This is a genomic window from Rhizobium sp. UGM030330-04, assembly GCF_003208455.1.
GTDB lineage: Bacteria > Pseudomonadota > Alphaproteobacteria > Rhizobiales > Rhizobiaceae > Agrobacterium > Agrobacterium rhizogenes_A.
The window spans coordinates 218,586-234,442 of sequence record NZ_QKML01000002.1 but is presented as its reverse complement, the minus strand read 5'-3'; the positions used below and the strand labels follow the sequence as shown (position 1 = coordinate 234,442).

The window sequence follows — 15,857 nt, the reverse complement described above, 5'->3', positions numbered from 1 at the left end:
ACTTTACTCCAAAACTCATCTTTATTATGGTGCCGCCATCCCGCTTATCGGGGCAATGGAAAAATCAACCGGCAGGTGAGGGAATGGCACGCAAGGAAAAGAAGAAGGCCGAACGCGGCGGCAAGCAGGGTAAGGGCGCATCTCAGACCGAACGGGATGTGGTCGAACAGCAGCTTTCCGGCCCGAAAAGCTTTCTTTATGTCGGCGGCCGTGACTGTCAGGTTGCCCATCTTCGCCAGATCGCCAGCAATTTCGGCGCGGAGCTGATCCATCACGATGGCGGCCTGCGCGAGGCGGTATCGCGCATCGACACCGTGCTTCCCTCCGTCGACTGCGTTTTCTGCCCGATCGACTGTATCAGCCACGATGCGTGTCTGCGGGTGAAGTCGGGTTGCAAGAAATTCGGCAAGACGTTCATTCCGCTGCGCAATGGCAGCAAATCCAGTCTGGAGCGGGCGCTGCAGACGATGAATGAACGGACCTCCGGCGATGAGCGACGAGCGCAATAATTTTCACGATGAAGAGCCGGCGGCGGCAGAAGCCAGCCGCGTGGAACTGCACAAGATGGCCGAACAGGCCGCCGACCCGGCGCTGACGGAAATATATGAAATCGTCGGCGAGCGGGAGCGGCGCAGCCGCGCGGCGGCAGAGGGCGGCAATGTCGTCACCTTTCCGCATCTGCGTACCCGCCAGCCCGGCGAAGCGCCGGCCTTCGTTGTCGGCACGGCGGCGGCAGAGGGCCGCAATATCCTGTCGTTTTGCTGGAGACGGCGCTAAGACCGCTCAACCCTTCGGTTTCAGAAACGCCCCGGCGCAGAGCACCAGCCATCCGGCGATCATGCCGAGGCCGCCCGTGGGCGCGGCAAAGGGAAACAGGCTGTGGCCGGAAAAATGCCTGACGACGAGATCACCGACGAAGATCGCGGTGCCAAATCCGAGAATCAGGCCGGCCGGAATGGCGGTCCTGATACGATCCGCACCGATATGGAGCGCCACCAGCACCGGGGCATGGGCCAGCGCCATGGCCGAGGCATTGCCCAGCATATAGGTCTCGCCCGTATGCGTGGCGGCGGCGGCAAGCATGACACCGGCAGCCCCCAGAAGGCCGCCGAGCAGCAGAATGAAGGCGCGCAATCTGTCGTGGGTCATGAGTTTTCCGCTTCCTGATTCTGCATATGAAAAGCCAGCCGCTCCACCGGTGCCCAGATGATCTCGCGCAGCTTCACGTTCTCGATGGTCTCGTCCATGGCGCGGCGGAAGCAAAGCAGCCATTCATCCCGCTCGGCAGGGCCGATGGGCGCGACGAAATGGCGGCGGCGCAGCATCGGATGGCCGTGTTTCTCGACATAGACGGGTGGTCCGCCAAGATATCCCGTCAGATAATCGTAAAACTTCGCCTCGCTGCCGGAAAGATCGGCGGGATGGATGGCGCGGCAATGCGCCGCTTCCGGCAGGGTATCCATCAATTCGTAAAAGCGCCGGGTCAGGGCCCTGACGGTCGCATCGCCACCTATCGCTTCATAAAGGGTAATGGTCTCGCCGCTCATCATCCGCCTCTTTTGGCCCTGCGGTCCTTATCGCTCTGCGAAGCGGGAAGAGCAACAGGGCAATGACGGGGTGCGACATTTGCGACAGTCTCGGGACGATGCCGGGCCTGAGCCCGGCATCGCGCAAAGCGTCACCCAAAATTGCGGATGAGATCGAGCCCCTTGTTCAGAAGCGTTTCGGCCGCATCCTGATTGGCGGCTTCGACGTAGCAGCGCATTTCGGGCGCGTTGCCGGAAGGGCGGAAATGGATGGTGCTGCCGTCGGTCAGCGCCACGCGCAGGCCGTCGATGTCGCTCAGCGCTTTCACGGTGCCGACCGGTGCGAGGAAGGCCTCGAGATTATCGCGCGACGCGCGCAGATGCGTCATCAGGGCGGTGCTTTTTTCCTGGGCGAAATTCTCCAGACGGTCGGCGGCGGCGACCGGCAGGTTGTAGGCTGCGGCAATCTCCGACAGCGGCTTCTTCTGTTCGGCCGAGAGAAGCAGCACGGCGAGAACCGGCAGGAAGCTGTCACGTGTCGGCAGCGGCGAAAGCGCCCTGCCGTTAAGTGTGAAGGCGGAAGCCGTCAGCAGGCCGCCATTGGCCTCGAAACCCATGACGCCGCTCTTGCCGGCGGCGAGCGCCTCAGCCATGCCCGCGATCACGAAGGGGGAGCCGACTTTGGTGCGGACGACGTCGAACGAACCGTTGGCCTCGATGCCGGAATTGGAGGTGACGGGGGTGACGACCACGCCGGCGCCGAGGAAATTGGCGGTGATCAGGCCGATGAGGTCGCCGCGCAGCGGCACGCCGTTTTCATCGGTCAGCAGGGGACGGTCGCCGTCGCCATCGGCGGAAACGATGGCGTCGAGACCGTGCTCCGGCGACCATTTTTTAAGAAGGGCCAGCGTTTCCGGCGAGACCGCCTCGGTATCGACAGGGATGAAGGTTTCGGAGCGTCCGAGCGCAACGACGTCGGCGCCATAATGGGCGAGAACGTCGACAAAGAGATCGCGCGCCACCGTGCTGTGCTGGTAAACGCCGATCCTGAGGCCGGAAAGCGCCTTTTCCGGCAGCAGCGCGACGTTGCGCTCGTAGAAAAGTTCGGCTGCGGCGGCGGAATGGTCTTCGGCGGTCGCCGCCTCGTCGCTGATGCCTTCCGCTTCGATTTCGGCGGCAAGAGCGGCAATCGCCGTCTCGTCCTGCTTGTCGATTTCGCCGTCCGGGCGGTAGAACTTGATGCCGTTGCGGTCGGCCGGGATATGCGAGCCGGTGATCATCAGCGCGCCCGCCTTCAGCGACAGGCCGTAAAGCGCCAGAGCCGGCGTCGGCACCGTGCCGCAGTCGAGCGGCGTAAGGCCGGCCTTTTTCAGCGCGGCGATGCAGGTGGCGGAAACATCCGGGCTCGAATCGCGGAAGTCGCGGCCGACGAGAATGGGATCGCCCGCCTTTGCCTGACCCGATGCGAGAAGGTGCCTTGCAAATGCCGTGGCATAGACGGCCGAGGCTTTTCCTTTCAGATCGACAGAGAGACCACGAAGGCCGCTCGTTCCAAATTTCAGGCTCATGCCAAACTCCGTTTCGATAAAATCTTTGAGGTTCAAATGGATAATACAAAAATATAACGGCTGAAAGAACCGTATCGATCCATTCAAGTCAATCATCTCTTTCATGCTGGCCCTGAATGGGCGATGATTGCGACAATGATGCGGGTAACCTAAAATTCACCCGTCATATTTAAACTTCTCCGTCGATAGCGGCTCTGGCGACAATGGGAATCATCTGTTGCCGGCCTTTTTTGTGGTTCGTTCGAGTTGGATTGGCTGATGTACAGGCTTCAAAAGGCGGGACATAAGCAGGCACGTCCGCTTGAAGAAAAGACGGCGCCCGCCGCCAGACCCCACGGTTCCCTGCTGGATGATCTGGTGGATGAGGACGAGGTTTTCGAACGTACCGTGCTGAAAGAGCATCTGGAGCCGAAACCGGCCGTTGCCCCGGCTGCCGAGCCGGTTCCGGCCGAGAGGCCGGCAAGACCTGCCTCGCCGGGCGGCAGTCTGGCGACCGCGCTGCCGGGTCTGAAACATATCGACAGGATCGGAGTGGATGACGTCATCGTCTGGCTGCGCGACGGCATCGTCTGGATCGTGCTTGCCATCATCCTCTGCGTCGCGGCGGCACTCACCTATGCCTATATGACGCCGCCGCGCTACACGGCCTATACGGATATCGTCGTCAATCCGTCCAACCTCAACGTGGTCAATGACGGCGTGTTTTCACCGAGCCAGCAGCGCGACACGCAGATTCTCGAAGTGGAAAGCAAGCTGCGCACCATCACCTCGCGCAACGTGCTGGCGCGGGTGGTGGATGAGCTGAAGCTCGATCAGGATGCCGAATTCATCAGCCCGCCGCCGCTTGCCCGGCTGAGGTCGATGTTTTCGTCGGCGCCGGAAGACGGCGACAACCGGGTCGGCGCGCTGCGCTCCCTCGGCGACCGGGTGGCTGCGGAGCGCGATCCGCGCTCCTTCGTGGTAACGCTTGCGGTCTGGACCAATGATGCCGAGAAATCCGTGACTGTTTCCAGGGCCATCGTCAAAGCCTTCGAAAGCGAACTGTTTCAGACGACTTCCGACAGCAGCCAGCGCGTTGTCGACGATCTGAGAAAGCGGCTGGAGGAAATGCGCGAGAATGTCACCGCCGCCGAAAAGCGCGTGGCGGATTTCCGCCGGGAGAACGGTCTTCAGGAAAATAACGGCCAGCTGGTCAGCAATCTCGCCTCGGGTGAGCTGAATGCGCAGGTTCTGGCGGCGCAGCAGCGTGTCATCCAGGAAGAATCGCGGCTGAAGCAGATGGAGGCGGCGATTGCCCAGAACCGCACGCAGAGCGACGCCATCTTCGACAGCCAGACCATGAACACCATCCGGGCACAATACAGCACCCTGCAACAGCAGATCGGCGCGATGACACTGACCTATGGCGCACGCCATCCGCGGCTGGCGACCGCAGGGGCGGAGCGCGCCATGCTGGAACGCGGCATGGCGGACGAGGCGCGGCGCATTCTGCAGGCGGCCAAAACCAATGTCGCCGAAGCCCGCTCCTCGCTCGATGCGCTCCGGCTGAAGGCCGTGGCGGAGCGTGCCAATGTCTTTACCGACAACGAGGCGCAGGTGCGGCTTCGGGATCTGGAACGCGACGCCCGTTCGGCGGCGGCGATCTACGAGACCTACCTGACCCGCTCACGCCAGCTTGCCGAACAGCAGTCGATCGATTCCACCAATGTGCGGGTGATCTCGCAGCCGGTCGCGCCCAATTCCAGAAGCTGGCCGCCGGGCAAGCTGACCTTCCTGATCGCTGGTGGGGCCGGCGGGCTGTTCCTTGGCCTCGGCATTGCCGTGGCCCTGGGGCTCCTGCGTTATCTGCGCCGGGACGACCATGATGAAAGCCCGGCGCGTTACGCCTGAAGGCGCAATCGCGTCGCACCTATTCTTCCGAAATCAGGCCGTCATAAACTTCGAGCAGGGCGGCGGCGATGGCCGCACCCAGCGCATTGCCGGCATCGCGGATGCCGGCCTCGTCGCCGTCGCGAACCGAGATGGCGAGATCGGACGCCTCGTTGGCGACGATTTCCTTTGCCCGCTCGATTGCCCAGAGGCCGAAATCGCCGCGGTTGTCGATCGATATGGTTTCCATGGCCTTGACCTTTTCTGTGGCGTGGTTTCGCCGTTCCCTACCCCATCGTCCGGCAAACCGGAATAGGTAGGGGTGAAGGGATTTCAACCTTCGGGCGTGTGAATTGTCCGCTTCAAACGTCGGGTTTATAAAAATATTAATGATAGTTCTTCGTAGTGTTTGAAGCCTTATACCCTAAGCATAAGCGTGATTATAACAGTGAAACGATGCCTATCTTGGACACCGGACAGATTATGACAGGGAGAGACATGCCGGATGTGAAAGGGCCGAATAAACCCTGGCCCGTTATTCCGCTTGCGGCTTTGCCCATCACCGATGCGACGATCGAAGAAACGGCTGAGGATTTCATCCTGCGGGCGGGGCTGGCGCGTGCGCCCGGCGCCAGGCCATTTTATTCGACCTCGGCCAACGGGCAGGTCATCGCGCTCTGCCATCACGACAAAGAATTCGACGCCATGCTGCGGCAGGCGGACCAGATTCATGCCGACGGCATGTCGCTGGTGATCTTTTCCCGCAAGTTCTGCCCGAGGGCGCTGAGGGAACGCGTGGCGACGACGGACCTCGTTCACGCCGTTGCCCGCCGCGCCGAAGAGACGGGTGCGCGGTTTTATTTCCTCGGCGGCTCCGAAGAGGTCAATCGCGCCGCGGTCGAGGAAATGCAAAGGCTCTATCCGCGTCTGGTCTTTTCCGGACGGCGCAACGGTTATTTCAGCCGGAGCGAAGAAGAGGCGGTCCTTGCCGACATCGCCGCATCGCGGACCGATATTCTCTGGGTGGGCTTCGGCATACCGCTGGAGCAGCGTTTCGTCTCGCGCCATCTGGACCGGCTTTCCGGCGTTGCGGTGGTCAAGACCTGCGGCGGCCTGTTCGATTTTCTCGCCGGCAAGAACAGCCGGGCGCCGCAATGGATGCAGGATATGGGGCTGGAATGGCTCTACCGGGCCATGCTCGAGCCGAGACGTCTCGGCAAACGTTACCTGCTGACCAATCCGATCGCCATCTACTCCCTGCTGAAACACAGTCGCGGGTCGGCGGGTCGCTAGGGGCGAGGCGCCGTGAAAGCGGAGAGGGGAAGGCTTTCGCCTTTCCCGGCTTTGCCTGCGATGCCGATTTTCGACGGTTGCATCGCTTCCGCCGTTCGGCGCGGCGCCGTGAAAGCGGCCGGCCTCGCCGGCAGACTATATGAGACGACCCTAACGTATTGAATCGATGCGCCTTGCCGCCGAAATTCGTTGCAACTGCGCGCGACGGCGCTACACTGGGGCAATATTATAAATTTATTCAAATCAGAGATATTTGAGGACAGCGATGGTGATTACGTCCATTTCTCTTTTTGTCTATGGGATCGGCACCGTTACCTCTCTCGCCATGACCTATATTGAAGGCGCCCGCCGCGACCGGGAATGGGATTTTTATCGGGTGGCCGGTATTGTTCTTTGTTTCTTCTGGCCGATCCTCGTGCCGCTCCTCATTCTGGCAACCTTCCTTTCGTCCTTCGGTATCCAGAAACGCATGAGTGCCATTGCGCTGGGCCGTGAAAAGACGCTGGGCTGAAATAGCTGGTTGGCGCGGGGGATATCAGGCCTTTTTTACCGGCGCCTTGTAGGGCGTAAGCGTGATGCCGAGGCTTGCCATGACGCGGCCGATGGACATCAGCGGCGGATGCGTGGCGGGCAGCAGCGCGCCGGTTTTCAGGAAGGCGGAAACGGCGCGGACGAGCGACAGGCACAGGCTGACGACGTTTTTGGCGGCGAGCAGCAGTCCGCCCTTCAGGCCGGGGCGGCGGGCGCGGTCAATGCTGTAATTGATGATGCCTGTGCGGAGCGAGCGCTCCATGATCCAGCGCGGCGCCATGCGGCTTTCCGGCACATATTCGATGATGAGGGCTCTTGCATTCCAGGCGAACCGGAAGCCGGCCTTGCGGCAGCGGGTGAAGAAGTCCATATCGCCGCCGCCAAGGAAATTGAAGTGCACGTCGAATTCCGGTTTTGGCAGGGTTTCAAAAACCCGCCGTGAAATCAGGCAGTTGCCGGACCCGTGGATTTGCTCGACGGGACCGGTCGGCGCTTCGATGGAGCCGAACAGCGGATGCGACAGCACCGCTTTTGATGCCGGTGAGTCAAATTCCCGGTCGACCGGCCCGCCGACGATATCGACGTCGAAGGATTTTGCCGCAGACACCATTTCGGCAAGCCAGGCGGGCGAGGCGGCCTCGTCGTCATCGATCATCAGGAACCACCGGGCGGAAGGATAGCTCTGCCGGGCGGTGCGGAAGGCGGTATTGATGGCGTAACAATTGCCCTGCGTCGGCTCGACAAGGGTCTGACCGGCCATTCCGGTTTCGGCGAAAAACGCGCGCGCCACGGCGAAGCCCTGCTGGCCCGCGCCATCATTGTCGACCACGACGATGGCGAAGGGGAAGTCGACCTTCTGGGCCTCCAGCGATGCGAGCGTCTTTCGCAGGCCTTCCGGCCTGCGGAAGCTCGGAATGCACACGACTGCTTCCGGCATGATCTCGGGCATGGAAACTCCTAAATTCCGGCAAGCGCTGCGGCGGAAAAAACGATGGCCCTGAGGCTCTGGCGCGGGCGATTGAGAAAGGTATCGGCAAGCGCCGAGATGGCCTCACGGTACCGGCGGGCACGGAAAGCCTGCGCCACGGTATAGGCATTCATGTGGTTTTCGGATCGGCGCCGGAGCCGTTGCAGCTCCTGCGGGGGAATGGCGGCGACGATGGCGGGATCGGAAAACACCGCCTCGATCGCCGGTTCGCAATCCCGGAAGGTCAAAAGCCTGTTCATCATCACGCTCGTCCTGTGCACCCGGTAATCCAGCACATGGCGGCCGGGCAGGTAGACGAAGCGGCCGGCGGCGGCCAGCCTGCACCAGCCATACCAGTCTTCGGCATAACGCAACGTCTCGTCGAAACCGCCGAAGTCCTGAAAGGTGCGGGTTCTGACCAGCATGATGCCGCCATTAACGATGAAGTTTCCGCCGAGCAGCGGCTGGAGAATGAAACCGTCAGGTTTTTCTCGGCGGCGGATGAGGTTGCGCCGACCGATCTTTGCGCCGTTTTCGTCGATGCGCTCGTAATCGCCGTAGACGGCAACGACATCCGGCCCGGAAATGCCGGCGCAAAGGGCTGCAATGGCACCCGGCTTCAGGCGGTCGTCAGCATCGAGAAACATCGTCCATTCGCCGCGTGCCTGCGACAGGCCGAAATTGCGCACCGCGGAAACGCCCTGCCGGCCCTGCGGGCGGGCCAAAAGCTTGACGCGCGGATCGGAAAAACCTTCCACCTTCTGCGCGGTGGTATCGGTGGAGCCGTCATCGACCACCAGCACCTCGCGGATCGGCTCGCCCTGCAGCAACACGCTTTCGATCGCTTCCACGATGTAACGCTCGCCATTGCGAACGGGAATGACAATCGAAACGGAAACCAAGACTTTCAACTCCATGAGGGTGGGCCAAGAATTCGCACAGCGAAGTTACTACCGGATTAAACGGGTCTCGCCAATTATGACGTGGTATAGCGTCGGTTAACCTTGCAAATCTTTAATATCCTTTTGGCATGATCGAGATGTTATGTTTTGAGAATTAGAGCGCGGTTGCGTCCATTCGGACGCGGATGCGTTCGGGTTGCGGAGGCGGGTGAATGCGGATCGGGCGGCGGAATTTTCTCGGCGGTGCGGCAAGTGCCGGCCTGTTGCATGCCATGGCCGACCCGGCCTTTGCCGCGCAGAAGAAAGCGACTGCCAAGACCGCGCCCTACGGCGCCGCCATTTACCTGCCGGATCTCAATGCCGACAGCCGTATCGGCGAGGCGGTGGTGAAATATTGCTCGCGCATCACCCCCGTCACCGAAATGAAATGGGAAGTCATGCGGCCTTCGGAGGAGGTCTTCGACTTTGCCGCCGCCGATGCGCTCGCCAATTTCGCACGCCAGCACAAGCTGTCCATGCATGGCCATCCGCTGATCTGGTATGCCTCCAACGCGCCCTGGCTTGCCGGCATTGGCGGCGCGAAGGTCGAGAAGCTTATGGAAAACCACATCGTCAGGGTGATGGAGCGTTACAGGGACGTGATCCGCAGCTGGGACGTGGTCAATGAGCCGATCCCCGACGTGCCCGGCAATGTACGCGCGCGGCGCGACGCCTGGTATTATGGCGCGGGCACGGACGCCATCAAGAAGGCCTTCGATATCGCCCATTCGGTCGACCCCAGGGCGCAGCTCGTTCTCAACGAATATGACGTGGAATTCGCCGTCGAAAAATCACCGGCCAAACGCGCGGCGTTCCGCAACCTCATTCTCGAACTGCTTGAGAAGGGTGCGCCGATCAACGCCATCGGCCTGCAGGGGCATCTGCGCGGCGGCTGGCCGATCGCCAAGGACGAGCTTGCCGCCTTTGCCACGGAAATGCGCAGTTACGGCCTTGCCATTCTGGTGACGGAACTGGATGTCATGGACCAGACGCTGCCTGGGCCAGAGGCGGAAAGGGATATGCTGATCAACGCTCAGGTGCGCGATTTTCTGGAGGCGGCCTCGGCCGGCGGCCCGCTTTCCTCGATCACCACCTGGGGCATATCGGATCAATACAGCTGGATCCGCTGGGCCTATCCCCGCCGGGACGGCACGGCGAACCGGCCGCTGCCGCTCGACTGGAGCTTCAACGAAAAACCGATGATGGCCGTCATCAATGAATTCCGGAACCGTGGTGCATGACTATGAGCGCTGAAACGTCGCTTCCTCCCGTGCAGAAAGCGCTGCAGGTCAATCTGCATCCCTTCGATGCTCCGCATGCGGCCCTTACCCTGCCGCATCAGCTGCGCGTCTGGGGCGGGCAGGTGGATCGCATTCTCCTGACTGTTGATACCGGACAGGTGGGGGCGGGCCGTTACAAGGGCAATGGTTTCGAAGCGGCCAGCAAGCGCCTGTTCGACATGCTGGAGGAAATGCAGACCAACTATCCGCATCTCCACGTGGATATCGTCGATTACAGCGACGCGGCACGCAGCCTGGTGGCAAAGACCTTCTTTTCGCGCTCGCCGATCCCCTATCCCGCCAAGGCTTTCGATGGCGGGCCGTTTCATGTTTATTTCTACGGGCTGAAGCGCGCCAATGCCCGCTATGTGCTGCATATGGACAGCGACATGATGTTCGGCGGCGGCAGCCAGAGCTGGTTTGACGAAGCGATCGCGCTGCAGAAGGCCAATCCCGATGCCCTGTGCATCACGCCGTTTTCCGGGCCACCGACCGTGCGCGGCGATCTCGACATCTCCCGCCATGTCGGCATGCCGGGGGTCAAGAATATTCCGGAACCGCGCAAGCTGCCGTCGCGCATTCCCACCTGGCGTTTCGCGACCGTTTCCACCCGCCTTTTCATGATCGACATGGAACGTTTCGCCAAGCGGGTCGGCTCGCTGGAACTGCTGCGGCCCGATGCCAAACGGCGCATCCGCTCCTATGCCTATAACCAGCAGCCGGTCTCGATGCCGGCCGAGGAGGTGCTGAGCGACAATATGATGCGTATCGGCGTCTACCGGCTGGATTTTCTCGGCAGGGGAAAGGGCATGTATTCGCTGCATCCGCCCTATCGCTCGCCGGAATTCTACGCGGCGCTCGGAACCATCGTCGAGCGCATCGAGAAGGGCGATATTCCCGAAGGCCAGCTCGGCGATTTCGATATCAACGGATCGATGGTGGACTGGACCAGTGCGCTTGCGGCCAAGACGCGTTCCAAGCGATATGCGAAGGCGCTTCGCCACCTGATCTCGGCGAATGTGCAGCGTTTCACCAAGGCCTAGAGCGCTTTCGTTTCTCCCGGAACAGCAAAGACGCTCCAACTCTTTGTTCTCGCGCGTTTTCCGGACGTAAACCGCGCGACGCACCTTTACTGGACATGCTTTAAAGCGCTGCGGCCCGCCTGCCGCGGCGAGGCCGTGGGGCGGCTCAATAATCGGTTATCAGCTTGCTCCAGCTTTCCGAGCACAGCCCGCCAATATAGATGTCGCCGGCAATCGCCCGGTCCCTCAGTGCCTCATCCCGGGTTGCCATGCAGAAATATCCGTCATGACGGAAGCTCATGTGGTTCTGGCGATAAAGCGCGTTTATGAGAAAGGGCTGCGACATGCCGGTGACATGGGCGTAGTTCTCGTCATCGAAATGCCGGAACAGGGCATTGAGCACATCGTTTTCACGGCCGGCATCGCAGACGAGGTTCAGCACGTAGGCGGTTCGTCCCGGCTGTCCGAAAAACAGGGCGGCGCCCATGACATGGCCGTTGTCATTTTCGATCGTCAGGCTTTTCAGTGCGCCCAGGCTCTCATTGGTCCTGCTCATCTCCACAAGCCAGTGGAACTCCTCGTAAGACCACTCCGGACGAATGGAAAAACGCTCGATCATCCGGAGCGCATGGTGGCGGAACGTTTCGAAATCCCCGGTTCTGACCGTGACGCCGGCGACCCGATGCGGTTTTATGCCCTTTTTCCATGATCGCAGGATACCGTCGACAAATCCGAGCGCGGTCAGCGCAAGGGTGGTCTTGGCCAGTTTCGAGCGGCGCGGCATGCGCAGGGCAATCGTGCAGAAGGGCTTGAGCGCCTTGTGCCATTGCAGGCTTTCAATCGGCAGCATGTTGCCGCCGGTCGCGACCCAGTGATCGGCGCTGACGGGAGAGGCGGTGTCCGAAAACAGCATTTCGTGCTTCGACGCCCGCATGCTGCGAGACAGGCGCGCGGCTCCGAGCGCGCCGAGTTTTCCATCCGATGCGAAAGCGCACAGCAATCTGGCGGTAATGGTCTTTCCATTCGCGATAAACCGCATGGGCACCGCGAGGATGACGCTCGTCACCCGGTTTTCCCCGGCATCATAGACGACGCTGCCGTAATCGGGATCAAAGGCGGGGCTGCTGAAAAACAATGTCTCGATATAGGCGCGGAAATTGAAGTTTCGCTCGTGCCCGGTCTTCTTGAAAGCGCTGTTGAGCACCGCCTCGACAGCCGGGACATCTTCCCTGCGCATGGCGCGAATGCCGACCGCGCCGGGCTTTGCCGGGCATGGTGCCGACTGACCGCTATCGCCATCGTCCATGCTGGTGTGTCTTGGAACGTCCACCTTGGGTCTCCAGCCTTTATGCGCAGTTATGAAGTCAACTCGAGGGTATATCTTTAGTTGTTAATATACGCTGAAGAGAAACCCGGTCCATTTTCTCAATACGACAAAACGGCTCCTCAATTGCGCCGATGCGAGCGATCTTTTTTTTGATATATTTCGTGAAAATATGAATTAAATCATACATTTGAAATTAAGCGTCAGGATTTTTCCACAAGGCCTGTGACAATATTCCGCAGCGGAGTTCGAGAATCCGGCTCTGTTTTTCCGTCTCCGCGTCCGTTCATCTATACCGGAGGAAATAACGGAATTACTATTCTTCCGTGCATTATGCATAACTAAATAATAGGATTTTTACGACATATTCCTGTGACCGGGATGAAGCATCGGATACGATGTGTGCAGGCATGGAAAGAGGAAGAGAAAAATCCCTTATGGATGCATCGCATGACGGACAGGGGCGTGGTTACTGGCGGGACGCATTGTTTTATGTGACCTTCCTTTATTTCACGGTCGGCTTTTCGCCCTACGTCTCCCTTTCCTCCACCTATGAGGGCTCGGCCATGGCGGCCGGCTCCAATCTGCTCAACCAGTTCACCGCGATCATTCTGCTTTTCAGTTTCGTGGCGTTCATGGCGAAGGAGCAGTCGTTCTCGCTCCTGCTTGCGCCGCGCCTGCTGATGGCGGCGATCTTTGGCTGGTATGCGTTCACCTCGCTGGTGGGTGAAGCGCCGATGTTTTCGCTGCGGCGCCTTGTCATGTGCATCATCATCTGCGTGCTTGCCGGCGGCTTCCTGCAATTGCCGCGCACCGAGCGGCATTTCACCTCCCTGCTGGCCGTCTGCGCCCTCATCATATTGTTCCTGTGTTATTTCGGTATCGCCGCGCTGCCGTCGCGTTCGATCCATCAGGCCAGCGACGCGCTGGAGCCGTTTCTCGCGGGGGACTGGCGGGGCGTCTTCAATCATAAGAACGAAGCCGCCTCGGTCATGTCGGTACTGATCATTGTCGGGATTTATCTTTGCAGACGCTGGTCATTTATCGGCGGCCTGACGGTTTTGCTGCTTTCGCTGATATTTCTGGTCAAGTCAGGCGGCAAGACGGCGCTCGGGCTGATGCCGATCATCATTGCGACCGGCTGGTTCATCGTCCGCTGGCCCCAATGGCGATATCTGGTCGTGACCGGGCTGATGGTGGTCTTCACCGCAGTGGTGATCGGCACCACCGTCGATCCGGTCTTTTCACAGATGCTGACCAGAATGGGGATCGATGCCAGTTTCACCGGCCGAACCGATATCTGGACCATCGCCATCGATTATATCCGCAAAAGCCCGATCCTTGGTTATGGCTATCAGGCCTTCTGGCGCAGCGATGCCCTGATATCGGGTTTCACCGAAAGCAACAGCTGGGCGGCGACCGCGCCGGCTTCGCACAATGGTTATTTCGACCTTGTGCTCGCCGGCGGGATGCCGGGTCTGGTGCTGGTGCTGCTGTGGATTTACCTTTTGCCGCTTCACTATCTCGGTAAGATGGACGATGCCACGCGCAGGAGCCCGCTGACGAAGCTTTATGTCGGCGTGTGGCTCTATGTGCTGCTCTACGGCTTTCTGGAAACACTGTTCCTGCTGAGCGCGGGGTTCGTGTGGTTTTTCCTCGTCGTCGCCGTCGTGGGCCTGCATCTGCAGGCGAATGCCAGCCTTGTCGAGGATGAGAGGGGGCCGGAACCGGCCCGGCGTGGGGGCGATGACGCGGTGGTGCCGACGCCCGTTTTGCGGCAATCATCGCAGGCTGTTCGTCACAGATGATATTTTGAAATGTTTTTTCGTTGCGGATGTGTAAAAGAGCCGATTGTTGCGCGCGTTTGCATTTGATTTTGCTAAACATGCGGCGCGACAGGCATTAAACCGGATCGGCAAGGTCGACAGATGACAGAGACAGGCGCCTGTGCGCTCGAGGCGGATGATATCCACAAGAGCTTCGGCACGCATGAAGTTTTGAAGGGTATTTCGCTGAGAGCCCACAAGGGTGACGTCATATCGATCATCGGCTCGTCCGGTTCCGGCAAGAGCACCTTTCTGCGCTGCATCAATTTTCTCGAGACGCCGGATCGCGGACGGGTTGTCATCAATGGCGAAGAGATTGCCATGAAGACCGGCCGTGACGGCAGGGCGGTGCCTAAAAGCTGGCGGCAGGTGGAAAAGCTGCGCACCGGCCTTGGCATGGTGTTTCAGAATTTCAATCTCTGGGCGCATCGCACCGTGCTTGAAAACGTCATCGAGGCGCCGGTCCATGTTCTCGGCGTCCGGCGGCAGGAGGCGATTGAAAAGGCCGAAGCCCTGCTGAACAAGGTTGGCCTCTACGACAAGAAAAACGCCTATCCGGCATTCCTGTCCGGCGGCCAGCAGCAGCGCGCGGCGATCGCGCGGGCGCTTTGCGTCGAACCGGCGGTGATGCTGTTCGATGAACCGACCTCGGCGCTCGATCCGGAGCTTGTGGGCGAGGTGCTGAAAGTCATCCGCGATCTGGCCGAGGAAGGCCGCACCATGCTTCTCGTCACCCACGAGATGCGCTTTGCGCGGGATGTTTCCACGGAGGTTGTGTTTTTGCATCAGGGCCGCGTGGAAGAGGCGGGGCCGCCCGCACAGGTGTTCGGCCAGCCCAAAAGCGCGCGATGCAGGGAATTTACCGGCGCGCTGGCGCATTGACCGTCTTGCTTTACCGCCCGTTCTAACAGGAGAGACTTGAATGAAATTCTTCGCCACGCTGCTTGCCGGAACGGCATTTGCGGTTTCCGCCTTCACCGCCAGTGCCGAGGTTCGCTTCGGCATCATGAACGAAGCCTATCCGCCTTTCTTTGCCAAGGATGCCAGCGGCAAGTGGCAGGGCTGGGAAATCGATCTCATGGATGCCGTCTGCGCGGAAATGAAGGAAAAATGCTCGATCGTCGAGCTTTCCTGGGACGGCCTGATCCCGGCGCTGCAGACCAAGAAATTCGACGTCATCTGGTCGTCCATGTCGAACACGGAAGAGCGCCAGAAGGTCATCGATTTCACCGACAAATATTACAATACGCCGAGCAAGCTGATCGGCGCCAAGGGCGAAAAGCCGGGTGCTGCGGCCGAGGACGTCAAGGGCAAGACCATCGGCATTCAGGTCGCGACCATCCAGTCCGAATATTACAAGAAATATTTCGCGGCCGTTGCCGATGAAAAGACCTATCAGACGCTCGATGAGGCGTTTCAGGATCTGGCCGCGGGCCGCATCGATTACGTGTTCGGTGACTCGCTCGTTCTCGATGCCTTCGTGACGAGCGATGCGGGCAAGGATTGCTGCGCCGACATGGGCAACGTGGCTGACGACAAGGAAATCCTCGGTCTCGGCGTTTCCGGCGGTCTTCGCAAGGACGACACCGAACTCAAGGGCAAGCTGAATGCGGCGCTGGCCGCGGTGCGTGCCAGCGGGAAGTATGACGAAATTACCAGCAAATACTTCACCTTCGATATTTACGGTAACTGATCTCCCGGCCGGTCCCG

Annotated in this window: 16 protein-coding genes and 1 pseudogene; 10 read left to right on the top strand and 7 right to left on the bottom strand. The window is 60.2% G+C overall.

Annotated elements, in window-relative coordinates; translation table 11 throughout:
• Nucleotides 1-185 precede the first annotated feature (185 nt).
• Together N434_RS04115 and N434_RS04110 are read left to right on the top strand one after the other, a co-directional pair.
• Nucleotides 186-509, top strand: a pseudogene (locus tag N434_RS04115) (DUF2325 domain-containing protein); the annotation flags it as partial.
• Nucleotides 490-777 carry a hypothetical protein gene (locus tag N434_RS04110; protein ID WP_110756235.1) on the top strand — a complete coding sequence of 96 codons (288 nt, stop codon included), beginning with the start codon at nt 490-492 and terminating at the stop codon, nt 775-777. The pseudogene N434_RS04115 and the gene N434_RS04110, both read left to right, overlap by 20 nt.
• Before the next feature lie 6 nt (nt 778-783).
• Here N434_RS04110 and N434_RS04105 read toward each other — a convergent pair whose 3' ends face one another.
• From N434_RS04105 to uppO, 3 genes are all read right to left on the bottom strand, one after another.
• Entirely contained in the window at nt 784-1,149 is a 366-nt protein-coding gene (locus N434_RS04105; protein WP_110756232.1) for a DUF423 domain-containing protein, read from the bottom strand.
• Nucleotides 1,146-1,547 (bottom strand): group II truncated hemoglobin, encoded by a 402-nt coding sequence (locus N434_RS04100; RefSeq protein WP_110756231.1) that lies wholly within the window; start codon nt 1,545-1,547, stop codon nt 1,146-1,148. The genes N434_RS04105 and N434_RS04100 overlap by 4 nt, the downstream gene beginning before the upstream one ends.
• Nucleotides 1,548-1,678: 131 nt before the next feature.
• The gene (gene uppO, locus N434_RS04095; protein WP_110756473.1) at nt 1,679-3,094 is read right to left on the bottom strand and encodes a polysaccharide biosynthesis phosphomannomutase UppO; all 1,416 of its coding nucleotides are present in this window, start codon (nt 3,092-3,094) and stop codon (nt 1,679-1,681) included.
• Between the two features lie 258 nt (nt 3,095-3,352).
• Here uppO and uppM point away from each other — a divergent pair, with 258 nt between their 5' ends.
• Nucleotides 3,353-4,984 (top strand): polysaccharide biosynthesis protein UppM, encoded by a 1,632-nt coding sequence (uppM, locus tag N434_RS04085; protein ID WP_181423866.1) that lies wholly within the window; start codon nt 3,353-3,355, stop codon nt 4,982-4,984.
• Between the two features lie 19 nt (nt 4,985-5,003).
• Here the strand turns inward: uppM and N434_RS25700 are convergent, their stop codons facing one another.
• Complete coding sequence (locus tag N434_RS25700; protein ID WP_003509414.1) at nt 5,004-5,213, bottom strand: hypothetical protein; 210 nt, start codon at nt 5,211-5,213, stop codon at nt 5,004-5,006.
• A gap of 248 nt (nt 5,214-5,461) precedes the next feature.
• Between N434_RS25700 and uppL the strand changes: the two genes are divergently transcribed.
• Both uppL and N434_RS04070 read left to right on the top strand, forming a co-directional pair.
• The gene (gene uppL / locus N434_RS04075; protein ID WP_065114016.1) at nt 5,462-6,256 is read left to right on the top strand and encodes a polysaccharide biosynthesis UDP-hexose transferase UppL; all 795 of its coding nucleotides are present in this window, start codon (nt 5,462-5,464) and stop codon (nt 6,254-6,256) included.
• 265 nt (nt 6,257-6,521) lie between these two features.
• Nucleotides 6,522-6,767 (top strand): hypothetical protein, encoded by a 246-nt coding sequence (locus N434_RS04070; RefSeq protein ID WP_110756227.1) that lies wholly within the window; start codon nt 6,522-6,524, stop codon nt 6,765-6,767.
• A 24-nt stretch (nt 6,768-6,791) separates the two neighbouring features.
• Here N434_RS04070 and uppJ read toward each other — a convergent pair whose 3' ends face one another.
• Nucleotides 6,792-7,736: a polysaccharide biosynthesis UDP-hexose transferase UppJ gene (gene uppJ / locus N434_RS04065; protein WP_110756226.1), complete on the bottom strand. Its 945-nt coding sequence runs from the start codon at nt 7,734-7,736 to the stop codon at nt 6,792-6,794.
• A gap of 8 nt (nt 7,737-7,744) precedes the next feature.
• Nucleotides 7,745-8,656 carry a polysaccharide biosynthesis endo-1,4-beta-xylanase UppH gene (gene uppH, locus N434_RS04060; protein WP_236773771.1) on the bottom strand — a complete coding sequence of 304 codons (912 nt, stop codon included), beginning with the start codon at nt 8,654-8,656 and terminating at the stop codon, nt 7,745-7,747.
• Between the two features lie 212 nt (nt 8,657-8,868).
• On the opposite strand from uppH, the gene uppI reads away from it, so the two are divergent.
• Together uppI and uppG are read left to right on the top strand one after the other, a co-directional pair.
• Nucleotides 8,869-9,936, top strand: coding sequence for a polysaccharide biosynthesis UDP-hexose transferase UppI (gene uppI, locus N434_RS04055; RefSeq protein WP_065114012.1), 1,068 nt, complete (start codon nt 8,869-8,871; stop codon nt 9,934-9,936).
• Nucleotides 9,937-9,938: 2 nt separating this feature from the next.
• Entirely contained in the window at nt 9,939-11,018 is a 1,080-nt protein-coding gene (uppG, locus tag N434_RS04050; protein WP_065114011.1) for a polysaccharide biosynthesis glycosyltransferase UppG, read from the top strand.
• 145 nt (nt 11,019-11,163) lie between these two features.
• On the opposite strand, the gene N434_RS04045 is transcribed toward uppG, so the two are convergent.
• Nucleotides 11,164-12,234: a GNAT family N-acetyltransferase gene (locus N434_RS04045; RefSeq protein ID WP_181423880.1), complete on the bottom strand. Its 1,071-nt coding sequence runs from the start codon at nt 12,232-12,234 to the stop codon at nt 11,164-11,166.
• A 524-nt stretch (nt 12,235-12,758) separates the two neighbouring features.
• Here N434_RS04045 and uppW point away from each other — a divergent pair.
• The 3 genes from uppW (at nt 12,759) to N434_RS04030 (ending at nt 15,840) form a co-directional block, all read left to right on the top strand.
• Nucleotides 12,759-14,129: a Wzy-type polysaccharide biosynthesis protein UppW gene (gene uppW / locus N434_RS04040; RefSeq protein WP_161991727.1), complete on the top strand. Its 1,371-nt coding sequence runs from the start codon at nt 12,759-12,761 to the stop codon at nt 14,127-14,129.
• A gap of 120 nt (nt 14,130-14,249) precedes the next feature.
• Nucleotides 14,250-15,029, top strand: coding sequence for an ABC transporter ATP-binding protein (locus N434_RS04035; protein WP_065114009.1), 780 nt, complete (start codon nt 14,250-14,252; stop codon nt 15,027-15,029).
• Between the two features lie 40 nt (nt 15,030-15,069).
• On the top strand, nt 15,070-15,840 hold the full coding sequence (locus N434_RS04030) for a transporter substrate-binding domain-containing protein (protein ID WP_110756219.1): 771 nt from the start codon (nt 15,070-15,072) through the stop codon (nt 15,838-15,840).
• Nucleotides 15,841-15,857 lie beyond the last annotated feature (17 nt).

What these genes read in the sequence shown, in the direction of transcription:
- uppO (WP_110756473.1), bottom strand. Translation starts at nt 3,094, where the DNA reads ATGAGCCTGAAATTTGGAACGAGCGGCCTTCGTGGTCTCTCTGTCGAT.
- N434_RS04105 (WP_110756232.1), bottom strand. Translation starts at nt 1,149, where the DNA reads ATGACCCACGACAGATTGCGCGCCTTCATTCTGCTGCTCGGCGGCCTT.
- N434_RS04110 (WP_110756235.1), top strand. Translation starts at nt 490, where the DNA reads ATGAGCGACGAGCGCAATAATTTTCACGATGAAGAGCCGGCGGCGGCA.
- N434_RS04045 (WP_181423880.1), bottom strand. Translation starts at nt 12,234, where the DNA reads ATGCGCAGGGAAGATGTCCCGGCTGTCGAGGCGGTGCTCAACAGCGCT.
- uppI (WP_065114012.1), top strand. Translation starts at nt 8,869, where the DNA reads ATGCGGATCGGGCGGCGGAATTTTCTCGGCGGTGCGGCAAGTGCCGGC.
- N434_RS04070 (WP_110756227.1), top strand. Translation starts at nt 6,522, where the DNA reads ATGGTGATTACGTCCATTTCTCTTTTTGTCTATGGGATCGGCACCGTT.
- uppG (WP_065114011.1), top strand. Translation starts at nt 9,939, where the DNA reads ATGAGCGCTGAAACGTCGCTTCCTCCCGTGCAGAAAGCGCTGCAGGTC.
- uppL (WP_065114016.1), top strand. Translation starts at nt 5,462, where the DNA reads ATGCCGGATGTGAAAGGGCCGAATAAACCCTGGCCCGTTATTCCGCTT.
- uppJ (WP_110756226.1), bottom strand. Translation starts at nt 7,736, where the DNA reads ATGCCCGAGATCATGCCGGAAGCAGTCGTGTGCATTCCGAGCTTCCGC.
- N434_RS04035 (WP_065114009.1), top strand. Translation starts at nt 14,250, where the DNA reads ATGACAGAGACAGGCGCCTGTGCGCTCGAGGCGGATGATATCCACAAG.
- N434_RS04100 (WP_110756231.1), bottom strand. Translation starts at nt 1,547, where the DNA reads ATGAGCGGCGAGACCATTACCCTTTATGAAGCGATAGGTGGCGATGCG.
- N434_RS04030 (WP_110756219.1), top strand. Translation starts at nt 15,070, where the DNA reads ATGAAATTCTTCGCCACGCTGCTTGCCGGAACGGCATTTGCGGTTTCC.
- uppM (WP_181423866.1), top strand. Translation starts at nt 3,353, where the DNA reads ATGTACAGGCTTCAAAAGGCGGGACATAAGCAGGCACGTCCGCTTGAA.
- N434_RS25700 (WP_003509414.1), bottom strand. Translation starts at nt 5,213, where the DNA reads ATGGAAACCATATCGATCGACAACCGCGGCGATTTCGGCCTCTGGGCA.
- uppW (WP_161991727.1), top strand. Translation starts at nt 12,759, where the DNA reads ATGGATGCATCGCATGACGGACAGGGGCGTGGTTACTGGCGGGACGCA.